The organism is Parabacteroides bouchesdurhonensis (assembly GCF_900186615.1).
GTDB lineage: Bacteria > Bacteroidota > Bacteroidia > Bacteroidales > Tannerellaceae > Parabacteroides > Parabacteroides bouchesdurhonensis.
This window is the reverse complement of record NZ_LT896588.1, coordinates 2,720,184-2,735,991: the sequence shown is the minus strand read 5'-3', so window position 1 is coordinate 2,735,991 and position 15,808 is coordinate 2,720,184. Positions and strand designations below refer to the sequence as shown.

Here is a 15,808-nt window from a genome sequence, read left to right as displayed (position 1 = left end):
CAACAACGACTATTATGTGTGGTATAACAGCTATATTCAACATACACGGCGATACTTCCGCCTACCGCAAGCAAGCGCTGCAGATGAGTAAACGAATCCGTCATCGCGGACCGGATTGGAGTGGTGTTTATCAGGGCAAGACAGCGATACTGGCCCATGAACGCCTGTCCATTGTCGACCCGGCTTCGGGCGGGCAGCCATTAATCAGTCCGGACGGACAGGTGATTCTCTGTGTAAACGGCGAGATATACAACCACCGCGAATTGCGGGAGCAGCTAAAGGATGATTACGATTTCCAGACCGGCTCGGACTGTGAAGTAATCCTTGCCCTCTACAAGAAGAAGGGTATCAACTTCCTTGAAGACCTAAACGGCATCTTCGCCTTTGCCCTCTACGACGAAGCGCAAGACACCTATCTTATAGCCCGCGACCCGATAGGCGTTATACCTTTATATATAGGCTACAACGATGAAGGGCATCTGATGGTATCGTCCGAGCTGAAAGGATTGGAAGGGTACGCCACCCATTACGAGCAGTTCCTGCCCGGCCATTACTTCTATAGCAAAGACCGGGCACTGACCAAGTGGTACGTCCGCGACTGGTTGCTGTACGACAACGTGAAAGACAATCCCGCCAGTACACAACAGCTTCACGACGCCCTTGAAGCCGCCGTGCATCGCCAGCTAATGAGCGATGTGCCCTACGGAGTACTTTTATCGGGGGGGCTGGATTCATCCATCACCTCCGCCATTGCCAAAAAATACGCAGCCAAGCGCATCGAGACCGACGGTAAGGCAGATGCGTGGTGGCCACAACTACACTCCTTCGCCGTTGGTCTCAAAGGAGCTCCTGATCTGGCAGCAGCCCGAAAAGTGGCTGATTATATCGGTACTGTCCATCACGAAATAAATTACACGGTGCAGGAAGGTCTGGATGCCGTACGCGATGTTATTTACTATATTGAAACCTATGACGTAACAACAGTGCGGGCTTCTACCCCAATGTATCTGCTGGCACGCGTAATCCGGAGCATGGGGATAAAGATGGTGCTTAGCGGCGAAGGTGCGGACGAAGTATTCGGAGGTTACCTCTACTTCCATAAAGCGCCCGATGCCAAAATCTTTCACGAAGAAACGGTACGCAAGCTGAGCAAACTCTATTTGTACGACTGTCTACGCGCAAACAAGAGCCTGAGCGCATGGGGCGTGGAAGGACGTGTCCCCTTCCTGGATAAAGAGTTTCTGGATGTTGCCATGAACCTCAATCCCGCAGCCAAAATGTGTCCCGGCACAATGATAGAGAAGAAGATACTGCGCGAAGCATTCTCCAACATGCTGCCCCACGAAATAGCCTGGAGACAGAAAGAACAGTTCTCCGACGGTGTTGGCTATAATTGGATCGACACATTAAAGAGAATAACGAGTGAGGCTGTATCCGACGAAGAAATGGCTCATGCTGCAGAACGGTTTCCAATAAACCCTCCGCAAAACAAGGAGGAGTATTACTACCGCAGTATCTTTGAAGAACACTTCCCAAGTGAAAGTGCGGCACGCAGTGTACCCAGCGTACCCAGTGTAGCCTGTTCCACTGCCGAAGCCTTAGCTTGGGACGATTCCTTCAAAAACATGAATGACCCCAGCGGACGGGCAGTGAAAGGGGTGCACGAAGCTGCATACTAATAAAACCAAATCATCCCGATGATTTTATAAAACGTTCCCGATGATTTTGCAAAATCATCGGGAACATTTATAATAATAGATACCAATAATTATTCGGAAAAAACGTTGAACGTTCTATATAATATGATACCTTTGCGATGGTTTATTAATAATTAAATCAAATGTATATGAAAAGAATCTTTACATCTATTAGTGCGTTAGTAATGTTGTTTACAGCAACATTCGCAGGTTCGGCACAGAACCAACCTCAATTGACCAATGCAGAAAAAGCAGCTATCGTGAAAGAGGTAGTTCCTGCTATATTTGATCAGGTAAAAGCAATATCAGGAGTAGACTTCCTGGGATTAGCCAATCCCAGTATTGAAAGTATAGTAACTTCTCCTTTGTTTTTCCCTCAGAACGCGATAACACGTGCTGCAACTCCTACAACTATCAATGTTGTTCCGGATAGCATGAACTTGGATTTAAGTTCTATCCAAATAGCAGGCATACCTCCTACCATAAGCCCGTTATTGAAAAAGATAAAACTGACATTCAGTGAGGCCAAAGATTTCACATTCGCAATGGGAGCACGTCCTGTCAGCGTGAAAATACCTCACAAGATTGTTGCGTCTGTCGACGTATTGGGCGACCTGCTAACCGTATCATTTACATCAGGCAGCCAAGGCGTTATTCTGCCTTACAACACATTCAAGGCTAGTTTAGCCTTAAGCCCCACATTGGCAAGTATAGGCGGCATGGTGGAAAACTTCCCGTTAAAAGACGGAGATTTACTGTCTATTGAAGAAACCAAAGACAGCAAAGGCATATTGAACTACTCCGTTGTTATGGAAGATGCTCTACGCGGAATGGTTGCCAGCCTGGCACAAGTACCTAACTTCCTGGTCACTCTTGATATGACACAGTTAATGACTGCAGGAACTATCAAGGCCAGTTTGTTTGGCAAACCATTACAAGCTCCTAACGCTTCTATCCCTATGGGTGATGCAACTGTATATGCCGACTTGCAATCAACTACAGGTATGCCGGTTGAATCTATCGTTTTGACTTCTTATGGTACAGACAGCAAAGTGAACGGATACCGTAAATTAACTCCTGAAGTTTCTGTAGCAGGTGCAAATATGTTGCTGACAACAACTAACGAAGTCAGCCCGGCAGCAGATACTAACAGTGACGGCGTTATTAATAATGACGATTTGGTATGGACTAAGACTTCTGCCCAAGTTATCACCATGCCTGCTTCATTAAGCACAACATTCGGCAACATAATGAATTCTTTGGTTACAGGCATTATCGGTAGCTTGAAAGCAGACATGAATCAGGACTTTGATATAACAATAGACTCTGTTTACTACGAAGGTTCAACAGAAAGAGAAGTTAAAGTAATGGCCATCAACGTTAAAACAGCCATCGAAGCCGTAAGCCTGCAAGAAAGAAATGTAGCTGTTAATATTGCAGTAAAGCAAAACAACGAAGGCAGTTTAGTTGAATCCATGGCAATAAAAGCAACTGTTCCAACAACCAGCGAAAAGATTACGATAGACGTTACTCCTACCGGAATGGATGCTCCTATGGCAACAGCCTATATCAGATCTAACGCCCTTGGAGTTATCACCAGCAATGAAGCAGCTCCGGTATTGGAAGAAGTTAAAGTTTACACCCAGGAAGGTGGTATCTATGTAGAAAACGCCGACAAAGCAACTTACTATATCGTAAGTCTCAATGGTGGCAGAATAGCAGAAGGTACAATCGCCGGTACAAACGAATACATCTCAATTCCTAGCCTGGCAAAAGGTAACGTTTATATTGTTACCATTACAAAAGGCGGTGTAAGCAAGTCAGTTAAATTCAAAGCTAAATAAGTAGAACATCAGGTTTCTACACAGCTTACCAATAAAAAGGAGTCGTCCGGTTCTATCCGGATGACTCTTTTTTTATTATATTAAGTCTCTTTATTCCATTTCCTTTTTGTCAGGCTTTTATCCCTTTTGCTTTCCTTTTAACACCAACCAACCGCAATAACACCTTCCCGGGTAACCTTTTTACCACTTAAATACAACTTATTAGTTCACACAAAGGACGTATTGCTTACAAATAGTATCTGAACAATTGCTTTTGATTACGGATTATAAGCAAAGGGAGAGATTATGGATACAAATCATAACATAAAGCATTTTAATAAACATTTGGACACATATTAATGCAATTATATTACAAAACGTCATATATTTGCATAGTAATAAGACAAAAAGATTACAACTACAGATTCAGACAGCAAAATGACACAAAAGATCAAATTCACAAAGATGCACGGAGCCGGAAACGACTACATCTATGTCAACACCATGATCTATCCGATAAGCAACCCGGAAGAACTGGCTGTAAGATGGAGCGCGCCTCACACAGGAATAGGGTCGGACGGGCTGGTGCTGATAGGCTCTTCAGACAGTGCAGACTTTAGCATGCACATCTACAACGCCGACGGCTCGGAAGCCCTGATGTGTGGAAACGCCTCCCGATGCATCGGCAAATACGTATACGAAAAGGGACTGACGCAGAAAAAGGTAGTCACGCTAGAGACCCTCTCCGGCATTAAAGAACTGCAACTCACCGTAAAACGCCGGAAAGTAACCGAAGTAACCGTAGATATGGGAATGCCCTCCGTTGGCGAGATAGCCCTGGAGCTGGAAGCCGGAGGCAAGCATTACACCGGAACGGTCATCTCGATGGGCAACCCCCACCTGGTGCTGTTCGTAGAAGACCTGACACAGACCGACATCTCTAAAATAGGCCCTCTGCTGGAACACCATCCCCTGTTTCCCGGACGCACAAACGTTGAGTTCGCCCAAGTAATAAACGACCGGGAGATAAGGATGAGGGTATGGGAAAGAGGATCGGGCATTACCCAAGCCTGCGGAACAGGAGCTTGCGCAACCGCCGTAGCCGCCATTGTGAACGGCAAAAGCGGAAGGCTGGTTAAAGTGACGATGGACGGCGGACCGCTCTCCATCCGGTGGGATCAGGAGAGCAACCACGTTTACATGACCGGAGAGGCCGTAAACGTATTCGAAGGAACAATAGAGGCATGACACACGATATAGACACAAACAACAACAACTTGAAACAGACAAAGTATGGCACTAGTTAATGAACATTTCCTCAAGTTACAAAGCAGTTACCTCTTCTCCGACATCGCAAAGAAGGTAAACAGCTTCAAGGTTACCCATCCCAAAGAGAAGATTATCCGCATGGGAATAGGCGACGTCACGCAGCCACTCCCCCCCGCCGCTATAGAAGCGATGCACAAGGCGGTGGAAGAGCTGGCACACAAAGACACCTTCCACGGGTATGGCCCGGAGCAAGGCTATCTTTTCCTGATTGATGCCATCATAAAGAACGACTATGCCAGCCGGGGCGTCTATCTGGAGCCCGGCGAAGTATTCGTCAGCGACGGAGCTAAAAGCGACACCGGGAACATCGGCGACATGCTGCGCCACGACAATAGCATCGGCGTAACAGACCCCGTCTATCCCGTCTACATCGACTCCAACGTGATGAGCGGACGAACCGGAGTGCTGGAAGACGGCAAGTGGAGCGATGTGGTTTACATCCCCTGCACGGAAGAAAACAACTTCATCCCCAGCCTGCCCGACCGGCGGGTAGACATCATCTACCTCTGCTACCCCAACAACCCCACGGGCACAACCCTCTCACGCGAAGAGCTCAAGAAGTGGGTGAACTACGCCCTGGCCAACGATGCCATCATCATGTACGACTCCGCCTACGAAGCCTACATACAAGACCCCGACATCCCCCACTCCATCTACGAGATAAAGGGAGCCAAGAAGGTAGCCATCGAGTTCCGCAGCTTCTCGAAGACAGCCGGCTTCACCGGCGTGCGCTGCGGATACACCGTAGTGCCCAAAGAGCTAAACGCCTTCACCCTGAGCGGCGAAGCCGTATCGCTCAACAAGCTATGGAACCGCCGCCAGAGCACCAAGTTCAACGGCACCAGCTACATCACCCAGCGCGGCGCGGAAGCCATCTACACACCCGAAGGCAAAAGGCAGGTAAAAGAAACGATAGATTACTACATGACCAATGCCCGCATCATGGAAGAAGGACTACGGGCATGCGGACTGAAAGTGTACGGAGGCGAGAACGCCCCCTACCTCTGGCTCAAGACGCCGGACGGCCTCAGCTCGTGGAAGTTCTTCGACAAGCTGCTCTACGAAGTAAGCATCGTAGGCACACCCGGCGTAGGCTTCGGGCCAAGCGGCGAAGGCTACCTGCGCCTCACCGCCTTTGGCGACCGCGACGACACGCTGGAAGCCATCGAACGGCTCAGGAAGTGGCTGCCGTAACGCACTGTTGTGTAAACAAGACCTGTGTAAAAGGACCGTATAGAGATACCCCTCCTGTTATTGATTTTTTAGAATGTTATACCGCCGCCAAGCCTTGACGAAAGAAGGCGGAACGTCTCTATACACCTTTTACCTCACTCTACGGACAACGCTATGCGCAGCGGCCGCATCGTACGGATGGCAGCGAACGGATAACACGAGTGGCAACGTCCGCACCGTACGTAGTAACTGCTTCCCCTTAGGTAAGGGGAAGATTTCCCCCTAGCTAAGGGGATTTGTTCACCCTAAGTAAGGGGATAGTTTCCCCCTAGCTAGGGGGATTGAACAACACCGTACGGGTGGCATGCTGCGAACAGTACGGTGGGCACACGGCGAACAGTACGTGTGGCAGCAACCGCACCGCCCGCAGTAACTCCATCCCGGTAGCTAGCGGGATTGTTTCCCGGTAGGTAACGGGATAAGTTCCCGGTAAGTAGCGGGATTATTTCCCGATAGGTAACGGGATTCATCTACACCGTACGAGTGGCACGCTCCGAACAGTACGGTGGGCATGCTCCGGACAGCACGGTGCGAGACAGACCATACGAGGCTGCGAAAAGGAATGGACAGTAAACAAATAATTAATTCACTATAACCACAACAACAAACAGGTATTATGTCAAAGTTAAGATTCAGAGTAGTAGAGTCCGCTTTCGAGAAGAGAGCGGACGAGATTCCGGCAGCAGCCGAACGGCCGTCGGAATACTTCGGTTCGTTAGTCTTCAATCGCGAGAAGATGTTTAAGTATCTTCCCGAAAAAGCCTACGAGAAGCTGGTGGACTGCATCGACAACAGCGCCCCGCTGGACCGTGAGACGGCCGATGCCGTAGCCGCCGGAATGAAGAAATGGGCCATGGAGATGGGCGCTACCCACTACACCCACTGGTTTCACCCGCTGACAGAGGGCACGGCCGAAAAGCACGACGCCTTTGTAGAACACGACGGCAAGGGGGGCGTGATGGAGGAATTCTCGGGCAAGCTGCTCATACAGCAAGAGCCGGACGCGTCCAGTTTTCCCAACGGAGGTATCCGCAACACGTTTGAAGCCCGCGGGTACTCGGCCTGGGACCCCTCGTCGCCAGCCTTCATCGTGGGCGACACGCTGTGCATCCCCACCATCTTTATAGCCTACACGGGCGAATCGCTGGACTACAAAGCGCCCCTGCTCCGCTCCCTCGAGGCCGTGAACAAGGCCGCCGTAGACGTATGCCATTACTTCAACAAGGATGTAAAGAAGGTGTACTCGTACCTGGGCTGGGAACAGGAATACTTCCTGGTGGACGAAGGCCTGTACGCCGCCCGTCCGGACCTGCTGCTTACGGGACGTACCCTGATGGGCCACGAGAGCAGCAAGAACCAGCAGCTTGAAGACCACTACTTCGGCGCTATTCCTACCCGCGTGATGGAGTTCATGAAAGACTTGGAGGTGGAGGCGCTCAAGCTGGGTATCCCGGTGAAGACGCGCCACAACGAGGTGGCCCCCAACCAGTTTGAGCTGGCCCCTATCTTTGAAGAGTGCAACCTGGCGAACGACCACAACCTGCTGCTGATGGCGCTGATGCGCAAGATAAGCCGCAAGCACGGCTTCCGCGTACTGCTGCACGAAAAGCCCTTCAAGGGCGTGAACGGGTCGGGCAAGCACAACAACTGGTCGCTGGGCACGGACACGGGCACGCTGCTGATGGCGCCGGGCAAGACGCCGGAAGACAACCTGCGCTTCATCACCTTCGTGGTGAACGTGCTGAAAGCCGTCTACAAACACAACGCGTTGCTCAAGGCCAGCATCTCATCCGCCACCAACGCCCACCGTTTGGGAGCTAACGAGGCGCCGCCTGCCATCATCTCCTGCTTCCTGGGCTCGCAGCTCTCTACCGTACTGGATCATCTGGAGAACAGCGACGCGGAAGACTTCAACCTGGCCGGCAAGCAGGGCATGAAGCTGGATATAGCCCGCATACCGGAGCTGCTGATAGACAATACGGACCGCAACCGCACCTCGCCGTTTGCCTTCACCGGCAACCGCTTTGAGTTCCGTGCCGTAGGTTCGCAAGCCAACTGCGCCTCCGCCATGCTGGTGCTCAACGCCGCCGTGGCCGAACAGCTAAAGCAGTTCAAAGCCGAGGTAGACGCCCGGATAGCAGAGGGCAAGGAGACGTATGCCGCCATCGTGGAAGTGCTCCGCAAAGACATCAAGGACAGTAAAGCCGTACACTTCGACGGCAACGGCTACAGCGACGAGTGGAAGGCCGAAGCCGCCCGCCGCGGGTTGGATTGCGAGACGAGCGTGCCGGTCATCTTCGACGCTTACCTGACGGAGAGCAGCGTGGCGATGTTTGAGTCCACCGGCGTGATGACCCGCAAGGAGCTGGAAGCCCGCAACGAGGTGAAGTGGGAAACCTACACCAAGAAGATACAGATTGAGGCCCGTGTGCTAGGCGACCTGGCGATGAACCATATCATCCCGATGGCTACCCGCTACCAGTCGTCGCTGATAGACAACGTTTACAAGATGAAAGACCTGTTCCCGGCCGATAAGGCGGCGCTGCTTTCGTCGAAGAACGTGGAGATCATTGAAGACATTGCCAACCGTACCATCTTCATCAAAGAGAAGGTGGACGAGATGGTGAATGCCCGCAAGGTGGCCAACAAGATAGAGAGTGAACGCGAAAAAGCCATAGCATACCATGACACTATTGTCCCGATGCTGGAGTCCATCCGCTACCATATCGACAAGCTGGAACTGGTTGTAGACGACCAGATGTGGACTCTGCCTAAATACAGGGAACTACTATTTATCCGATAGCCTTATTCAGACAGTAGTTTTTTGTTGATTGTTTTGTGTTTGCGAGGAGGGGAAGCTGCGATGGCCATGCCCCTCCTCCCTTTTACGGCAAGGGGGAATGAACGGGGGATGGATGGCAACGTAAGGGCATAAAAAAAGAGGCTGCATGGCCTCTCTCTCTGCTACAAAGCTCCGGTAAGCGCCTTCCAGAGGTTGTCGTCGGGCACGGGGGCTTCTATCTTGATGTTTTCTTTGGATACCGGATGGATGAACTGGGCGCTGCGGGCGTGAAGGCTGATTCCTCCGTCTTTGTTGGAGCGGTCGAAACCGTATTTCAGATCGCCTTTGATGGGGCATCCTATCTTTGCCAGCTGGCAGCGTATCTGATGGTGGCGGCCGGTCTTAAGGTCTATTTCCAGCAAGCAGTAGTTGTCGGAATGGGCTATCAGTTTGTAGTGCAGGATGGCTTTCTTGGCGTCCGGGCGTTCGGCGTCGTAGGCGTAGCTCTTATTCTGCTTTTCGTTGCGCACGAGCCAATGCACCAGTTCGCCTTCGTCGGCAGGCGGGCAGTTCTTCACGATTGCCCAGTAGGTCTTCTTTACTTCACCGGTGCGGAACATGTCGTTCAGCCGCGAGAGGGCTTTGCTTGTCTTGGCAAACAGTACAACGCCGCTTACCGGACGGTCCAGCCGGTGGGTTACACCTACAAAGACATTGCCGGGTTTACAATACTTCTCTTTCAGCCATGCTTTGAGCAGCTCCGAAAGAGGAGTATCGCCGGTTTTGTCTCCTTGCACAATCTCGCTGCAAGTTTTACTTACAGCGATGATGTGATTGTCTTCGTAGAGGACTTCCATGCAGAGTTACATGTTCATGCCACCGTCTACCTGAATAACCTGTCCGGATACGTATGATGACATATCGGAGGCCAGGAATGCGGCAATGTTAGCCACGTCTTCGGGTGTACCGCCACGACGCAAAGGTATCTTCTTGCACCATTCTTCTCTTACTTCGTCGGACAAAGCGGCTGTCATATCGGTCATAATGAATCCCGGAGCAATGGCGTTGGCACGGATACCGCGTGAACCCAGTTCCTGGGCAACCGATTTGGCCAAGCCTATCATGCCGGCTTTGGATGCAGAGTAGTTTGACTGTCCGGCATTACCGTGTACGCCTACTACAGAGGCCATGTTGATGATACTGCCTGTACGTTGTTTCATCATGATGGGAGTACATGCGTGGATGAAGTTGAAGGCGGATTTCAGGTTTACGTTCAATACGGCATCCCATTGTCCTTCGCTCATACGCATCATCAAACCGTCTTTTGTGATACCTGCGTTGTTTACCAGGATATCGATACGGCCGAAGTCTTTCTGGATTTCGGCAATAACGGTATGTGTTTCTTCAAAGTTGGCTGCATTTGAAGCATATCCTTTAGCCTTCACTCCGAAAGCTTCTATTTCCTTCTGTGTAGCCAGACCATTTTCATCGATTGTCAAGTCTGTGAATGCGATGTTTGCGCCTTCGGCAGCAAACTTCAAAGCGATTGCTTTACCTATACCGCGAGCGGCACCGGTTACTACAGCTACTTTTCCTTCTAATAATTTCATACGATTCTATATTTAATCAATTAACATTCTATTAAGCATGCTCCGGCCGAATATCCGCCGCCAAATACGGTGATGCAAACAACATCTCCCTTCTTAAAGCTATCTGCGTTTTGGGCATACACCAAAGCGGAGCTTACGGAACCGGTATTGCCCAGCTCTTCTATGTTGTGCAGGAACTTTTCTTCGGGTAAGTTCAGCTGCTTCGCTATATTCGACATAATACGCATATTGGCCTGATGACCGATGAAATAGGTAAGATCGTCCAACGCATATCCGTTCTTTTCCAACAGATAGAGCGCATTCTTAGGCATATAGGTACAGGCTTGTATGAATACGTCGCGTCCTTCCGGCATCATGATACCACCATCACGAGGGCGCAATTGTACACCATCCGGACCTTTTCCCAAGTGCCCCAAACCTTGTGTATATACTTCCACAATCCGGGCATCATGCTCCGTCACACGTTCTTTCGATATGAAAAAGGCGGCAGCGGCATCTCCCCATAAATGACCGGCTTTAGGATCTGTTTCATTATAATATGCGGAGTTTTTATCTGCTGAGATAATAAGAGCTTTTGTTGCTTTGCCCATAGCAAAATAACCTTCCACTACTTCGAGTGCATTCACAAACGAAGAACAGGCGGAAGATAGATATAGTGCTTTCGCATTTACAATATTAAACTCACGCTGGGCTATATGCGCAGCTGTCGCTACTGTATCGTATGGCGAATATGAAGCCGCAATTATCAGATCTACGTCCGTAATATCATACGGTAAGTTAGGAAGCGCATTCTTGATAGCTTCCAATCCCATTGTATTAATGTTCTCTTCGGATTTAGCCTTTGATCGTGTTTTAATACCAGTACGCTGTTCAATCCACTCACTTGTTAATCCATTCAACTCCAAAAAATGTTGGTTATGTACCCGCTCTTCGGGCACATAAAACCCTGTTGTATTAATAAACATCTCTGGTTTTACTTTATCTTGATTCCATTGAATATTAAGTTCATCACATTATCTCTCCGTTTAATCCGCTGACTGATATTATCTCCCATAATACCTCGTATATAAGGCACTTCCAAACCTTTTAAAGCATGATGCAGTACTAAAGCCGTAATATCAGTATCAGGCATCCGGAAAATCCCTTCCTTTACTCCCGCGTCCAATATTCCCTTGATAATCTCTATCTCCCGAATATCAAATCCTTTACGAACTTTCTCGACACGCCATATATCCCGAAAGAAATTAGCCCGTAATGTCCCATTACGAAACACCAGAGCCTTTATTGCATCCAGACGAGTATAAATAAAAGTCATCAGTTTTTCATCTGCAGGCAAATCCTTTCCGGCCACATCCAAAAGCATCTTATGCAATTGATCCAACTCAGATTCGACCACAGCCAGATAAATTTCATTTTTGCTCTTGAAATACGTATATAATGTACGTCTTCCTTTCTTTGATGCCTGTGCAATATCGTTCATCGTAGTGTTATCCACCCCCATGCGAGCAAACAATTGTCTGGCCACATCTACCAACATGTCACGTGTTTTAGAAACTGTCATCGGCATCGTATTGCACATTTTGATTAAAACTGTGCGCAAAGTACTTAAAAAAGATTGTATCTACCAAGTAGAATAAAAAAAACTTACGATAAATTTGCATCTTTAAGAATAATAGCTACCTTTGCACACGCAATCAGCAATAGATATGCAACTATATCGCGGAGTGGAGCAGTGGTAGCTCGTTGGGCTCATAACCCAAAGGTCGTAAGTTCGAGTCTTGCCTCCGCAACTTTTAAAGAATAAATATAAAGCCGACATACATTAGTTGTATATCGGCTTTTCTATTTTACGATTGTCCAAATACACTTCTATTCATTTCGATATCCTCTTAATTGAATTCCTTTATTATCAGAATTTGTACATAACGTCACCACCACCTTTCCATCATCATCCGAAATAGTGAATGTTTCCGATGTATTATCTTCCAGATAAAGGAGTCGAAGTTGTAATGTATTCTCATTTTTCCAGCCATAATATCCCGCAACACTAAATGGAGACAAGCCTACAGGATTACGACGCTTAGAATCAAAATAAGGACTATTTCTTTCTGTTTCACCTCGTATCCAACGCCCATTACCACATGTAAATGAATGAGTAGCGCCATTAGTTACTAAAATCAACTGGCATTCATTAGCTGAAACTTTAACAGACAGTTGCTTAATACCTTGTTCATTAGGCTCTACAGAATAATGCCTGACCATAGTTTTCCCCTGCAAAGAGCCAAGAGTTTCAAACGGCTTTGGTAAACTTAACGTTGGCAGCTTAGACTTTAATGCTTCATATGCCTCTTTATCATTCGGCAGTTTCTTATTTTTAACGGCCGGAAGAATATGATCCCAAACAAGACTTAATTCAGCCCTCATATCCGGAGACTCTGACGTAATCGCCATTACCATATCCTGATCCGGCATGACAATAATATACTGTCCTGCAGCACCATCCGCACGAAAGGCATTATTCCGGCATCTCCATATATAATAACCATAGCCTAAAGCCCAGTCATTTTTTGCACATTCTTCTTCAGACAGATCCGGTTGTTGATGAATATGTACAGCCGTAGCTTCTTTAATCCAGGAAACCGGCAAAAGTTGTTTACCATTCCATTTCCCTTTTTGGAGATACAATTGTCCCAACTTTGCTAAATCCGCTGTTTTAAGTCGAAGCCCCCACCCTCCACAGCTGACACCTTCCAGATTTTGCTCCCAAAGAATATTTCTTATTCCTAAAGGTTCAAACAATCGTGGTTGTAAATAATCAAGCACAGTTTGCCCCGTCACACTTTGCAAAATAGCAGAAACCATATAAGTCGCATATGAACTATAGATAAACTTTTCTCCCGGTTTATTAACAATAGGAGTGGATAAATATGATTTTACCCAATTACCATCTGCCATTGTATATGCCGGAGCAGGTTCTTGCCCATCTGCCATTGTCAATAAGTTCTTTATTGCTAATTGCTCCAAATAAGGAGTAATTGTATCCGGTAAATATTCCGGGAAAAAGCACATCACCTTATCTTCTACCGTTAACAACTTTTCGTTAACCGCAAATCCTACAGCTGTAGAAGTAAATGTTTTACTCACAGAATGAGCAATATGCCGCAGCTCCGGTTCATATGGATTCCACCATCCTTCTGCAATAACTTTCCCATGACGGAGTAACATAAAACTATGTATTCCTAGATTCTGCTGCTCTACAGCATTTACATAATTCAATATTGCTGAGGAAGGCACACCTTCCTGTTCAGGTGTACTACGTTGTAAACCATCTGTTGTTATCTGTTTAGCATAAACAGACGAACATAATAACACCCATCCTAATAGTATAGATTTAATACAATGTTTCATAATTTATCGAATTATAATCTTACAATCGTCCAAATTATTTAGTTACGTACCTTATTATAATTTTAAATTAAGGATTTCTTCTCCCTTTATATTCATTACGCGCAAATTCATTTCTTTTCCTTTTTTCTGTAATACCATTACAGTTGCCTCTTCAGGCATACACCCTCCCCCTATTACCACAGGGAAATTATTTCCAAGCGAGCCTTTCGGATGATACGCATATTGATGAGTATGTGCACTTATATTAATATCAAAAGGAGCTTTCGCCAGTAGCCCTCCCCATATCTCAGTACATGGCTGATATTTATCTGTGTTTCCATATACAGGAACATGTCCAATCAAAACTCTTTTAGTAGATTTTTTAAATGATTTACAACTTAATTCATCGGCAAGAAAGCCCACTTGTTCCTGGCGCAATCCGGTAAAATCATTTAAACCATAGTATACCCATGTAGTATCCGGTTTGTCTTCTCCACAATCCAGCATGACAAAACGAGTATCTCCCCAATTAAAAGCGCCATAAGTTTTGTCTCCTACATAATCAAACAAATCACGTAGTCCAATAGAAAAAGCATCACGTATTTCATGATTTCCTCGCAAAAAGAATGTTGGGACTTCACTGGCTCTCACTTTGCGACATGTATAAGAAAGGAATGACAATGCTTCTTCTTCTGTATGTGACTCGGCAACACAATCTCCATTAAAGATCACAAAATCATACGGTATATTTTTAATTTGTCCGTAAAGGCCATCTAATGTCGCAATCTCTTTATGCAAGTCATTAAAAATTATTGCTGTAAAATCTTCAGTCTGAGTTGTCGGCAATGTAAAAGAGTAAAATGGGGATATCGCCGTTTCTCCAAATATTTTCTTATAAGCTTGATAAAGCATTATTTCTTGAGAACATATGCGATAATAATATTTTTGTCCAGGTTTCAAATTATCCAAACGTACTTTATTATGTAAGCCATTGCATATTACTTGTCCGTCCAACAATGTACGGGCACTATGTAAATTCAAGGTATCCGTACCATACTCTACCCAACTATAAGCCGGGACTGTAGTCTGCCACATAACTGTTATTCCATTTCCAAACGGATTCTGTAAGTAAGGGGACGATAAAAATATATCTTTTTTATCCGCTTTGAAGACTATATCTGCCACAACCGGACGATGATCTGATGCTACAGGTTCGTTGCAGACGTGACTTGATAAACACGTAATCGGCAAATTTGTCGTTTTATAAATTGCTATGTAATCTAAACAACAATCAGGTACATCTGCAGGAAAAGTAAGCTGCTTCGGGTTCGTTATAATTGTAAAATCCTTTTGAATATCAGCCAACAAAGAAGAGGTAGGCGTTGCGTTCCAATCTCCGGCAATAAAAAATGGTTTATTTGCCTCTTTAGCCAATTGTCGAATAATTGGCAATGATAGAATTTGATCTTCAGGCGTTAATGAAAGATGTGTACAGCAAAATATATACTTTTCAAATTCAACAGCCAATAAAACACGGGCTTCTTCCCTACCCGGCAAAGGTAAATAACGGGAGTTAATTGGTTTTTCTTTACTCAAGACACCTATACCATACCTACCTCCATCATAGTTAATAGCCGGGGCATAAGTGCGAAACATCAATGTACGTTCAGCCAATTCACGAAGAACATCATTTCCTCCACTTCTACCAGTTACACTATCTATTTCTTGAACAGCAACGACATCCGGATGAATTTGATTTATTACATCCGCTATACGCTGATAACTAGTCATATCGTCCATTCCTTTGGCATTGCGTATATTATAACTCATTATACGTAATGTATTCCTTTCTTGCAGATTATTTCCAGCCCAAATTCCGGTTATTGGCAACAGTAACAAAGTTGTAATATATACTATCCATCTTTTCATATCATCATTCGTATTAGT

Annotated in this window: 12 protein-coding genes and 1 tRNA gene; 6 read left to right on the top strand and 7 right to left on the bottom strand. The window is 46.6% G+C overall.

Going from position 1 to position 15,808, the window contains the following annotated elements:
* Positions 1–14: 14 nt before the first annotated feature.
* The 4 genes from asnB (at position 15) to C1721_RS11835 (ending at position 6,043) form a co-directional block, all read left to right on the top strand.
* Positions 15–1,679 (top strand): asparagine synthase B, encoded by a 1,665-nt coding sequence (asnB, locus tag C1721_RS11850; RefSeq protein WP_102408465.1) that lies wholly within the window; start codon positions 15–17, stop codon positions 1,677–1,679.
* 167 nt (positions 1,680–1,846) lie between these two features.
* Entirely contained in the window at positions 1,847–3,541 is a 1,695-nt protein-coding gene (locus tag C1721_RS11845; RefSeq protein WP_159063577.1) for a hypothetical protein, read from the top strand.
* A gap of 417 nt (positions 3,542–3,958) precedes the next feature.
* A complete protein-coding gene (dapF, locus tag C1721_RS11840) occupies positions 3,959–4,768 on the top strand; it encodes a diaminopimelate epimerase (RefSeq protein WP_102408463.1) in 810 nt (269 codons plus the stop codon).
* A 45-nt stretch (positions 4,769–4,813) separates the two neighbouring features.
* Positions 4,814–6,043: an LL-diaminopimelate aminotransferase gene (locus C1721_RS11835; RefSeq protein WP_102408462.1), complete on the top strand. Its 1,230-nt coding sequence runs from the start codon at positions 4,814–4,816 to the stop codon at positions 6,041–6,043.
* Between the two features lie 426 nt (positions 6,044–6,469).
* Here C1721_RS11835 and C1721_RS16195 read toward each other — a convergent pair whose 3' ends face one another.
* A complete protein-coding gene (locus C1721_RS16195; protein WP_199830438.1) occupies positions 6,470–6,808 on the bottom strand; it encodes a hypothetical protein in 339 nt (112 codons plus the stop codon).
* On the opposite strand from C1721_RS16195, the gene C1721_RS11830 reads away from it, so the two are divergent.
* Positions 6,699–8,885: a glutamine synthetase III family protein gene (locus C1721_RS11830; protein ID WP_102408461.1), complete on the top strand. Its 2,187-nt coding sequence runs from the start codon at positions 6,699–6,701 to the stop codon at positions 8,883–8,885. The genes C1721_RS16195 and C1721_RS11830 overlap by 110 nt on opposite strands.
* A gap of 161 nt (positions 8,886–9,046) precedes the next feature.
* Here C1721_RS11830 and C1721_RS11825 read toward each other — a convergent pair whose 3' ends face one another.
* From C1721_RS11825 to C1721_RS11810, 4 genes are read right to left on the bottom strand one after another with little or no spacing between them, the layout of a single operon-like run.
* Positions 9,047–9,721, bottom strand: coding sequence for an RluA family pseudouridine synthase (locus C1721_RS11825; RefSeq protein WP_102408460.1), 675 nt, complete (start codon positions 9,719–9,721; stop codon positions 9,047–9,049).
* A gap of 6 nt (positions 9,722–9,727) precedes the next feature.
* Positions 9,728–10,474, bottom strand: a complete 747-nt coding sequence (gene fabG / locus C1721_RS11820; RefSeq protein ID WP_102408459.1) for a 3-oxoacyl-[acyl-carrier-protein] reductase — start codon at positions 10,472–10,474, stop codon at positions 9,728–9,730.
* Positions 10,475–10,494: 20 nt separating this feature from the next.
* Positions 10,495–11,439 (bottom strand): 3-oxoacyl-ACP synthase III family protein, encoded by a 945-nt coding sequence (locus C1721_RS11815; protein ID WP_102408458.1) that lies wholly within the window; start codon positions 11,437–11,439, stop codon positions 10,495–10,497.
* Positions 11,440–11,447: 8 nt separating this feature from the next.
* Positions 11,448–12,041: a TetR/AcrR family transcriptional regulator gene (locus C1721_RS11810; protein WP_102408457.1), complete on the bottom strand. Its 594-nt coding sequence runs from the start codon at positions 12,039–12,041 to the stop codon at positions 11,448–11,450.
* 151 nt (positions 12,042–12,192) lie between these two features.
* Between C1721_RS11810 and C1721_RS11805 the strand changes: the two genes are divergently transcribed.
* Positions 12,193–12,264 (top strand) — tRNA-Met (locus C1721_RS11805).
* A gap of 79 nt (positions 12,265–12,343) precedes the next feature.
* Here the strand turns inward: C1721_RS11805 and C1721_RS11800 are convergent.
* Complete coding sequence (locus C1721_RS11800; protein ID WP_102408456.1) at positions 12,344–13,882, bottom strand: serine hydrolase domain-containing protein; 1,539 nt, start codon at positions 13,880–13,882, stop codon at positions 12,344–12,346.
* 54 nt (positions 13,883–13,936) lie between these two features.
* Positions 13,937–15,790, bottom strand: a complete 1,854-nt coding sequence (locus tag C1721_RS11795) for an endonuclease/exonuclease/phosphatase family protein (protein WP_102408455.1) — start codon at positions 15,788–15,790, stop codon at positions 13,937–13,939.
* Between the last annotated feature and the right edge of the window lie 18 nt (positions 15,791–15,808).

What these genes read in the sequence shown, in the direction of transcription:
- dapF (WP_102408463.1), top strand. Translation starts at nt 3,959, where the DNA reads ATGACACAAAAGATCAAATTCACAAAGATGCACGGAGCCGGAAACGAC.
- C1721_RS11830 (WP_102408461.1), top strand. Translation starts at nt 6,699, where the DNA reads ATGTCAAAGTTAAGATTCAGAGTAGTAGAGTCCGCTTTCGAGAAGAGA.
- C1721_RS11815 (WP_102408458.1), bottom strand. Translation starts at nt 11,439, where the DNA reads ATGTTTATTAATACAACAGGGTTTTATGTGCCCGAAGAGCGGGTACAT.
- C1721_RS11825 (WP_102408460.1), bottom strand. Translation starts at nt 9,721, where the DNA reads ATGGAAGTCCTCTACGAAGACAATCACATCATCGCTGTAAGTAAAACT.
- C1721_RS11810 (WP_102408457.1), bottom strand. Translation starts at nt 12,041, where the DNA reads ATGCCGATGACAGTTTCTAAAACACGTGACATGTTGGTAGATGTGGCC.
- C1721_RS11800 (WP_102408456.1), bottom strand. Translation starts at nt 13,882, where the DNA reads ATGAAACATTGTATTAAATCTATACTATTAGGATGGGTGTTATTATGT.
- C1721_RS11835 (WP_102408462.1), top strand. Translation starts at nt 4,814, where the DNA reads ATGGCACTAGTTAATGAACATTTCCTCAAGTTACAAAGCAGTTACCTC.
- C1721_RS11795 (WP_102408455.1), bottom strand. Translation starts at nt 15,790, where the DNA reads ATGAAAAGATGGATAGTATATATTACAACTTTGTTACTGTTGCCAATA.
- C1721_RS11845 (WP_159063577.1), top strand. Translation starts at nt 1,847, where the DNA reads ATGAAAAGAATCTTTACATCTATTAGTGCGTTAGTAATGTTGTTTACA.
- fabG (WP_102408459.1), bottom strand. Translation starts at nt 10,474, where the DNA reads ATGAAATTATTAGAAGGAAAAGTAGCTGTAGTAACCGGTGCCGCTCGC.
- asnB (WP_102408465.1), top strand. Translation starts at nt 15, where the DNA reads ATGTGTGGTATAACAGCTATATTCAACATACACGGCGATACTTCCGCC.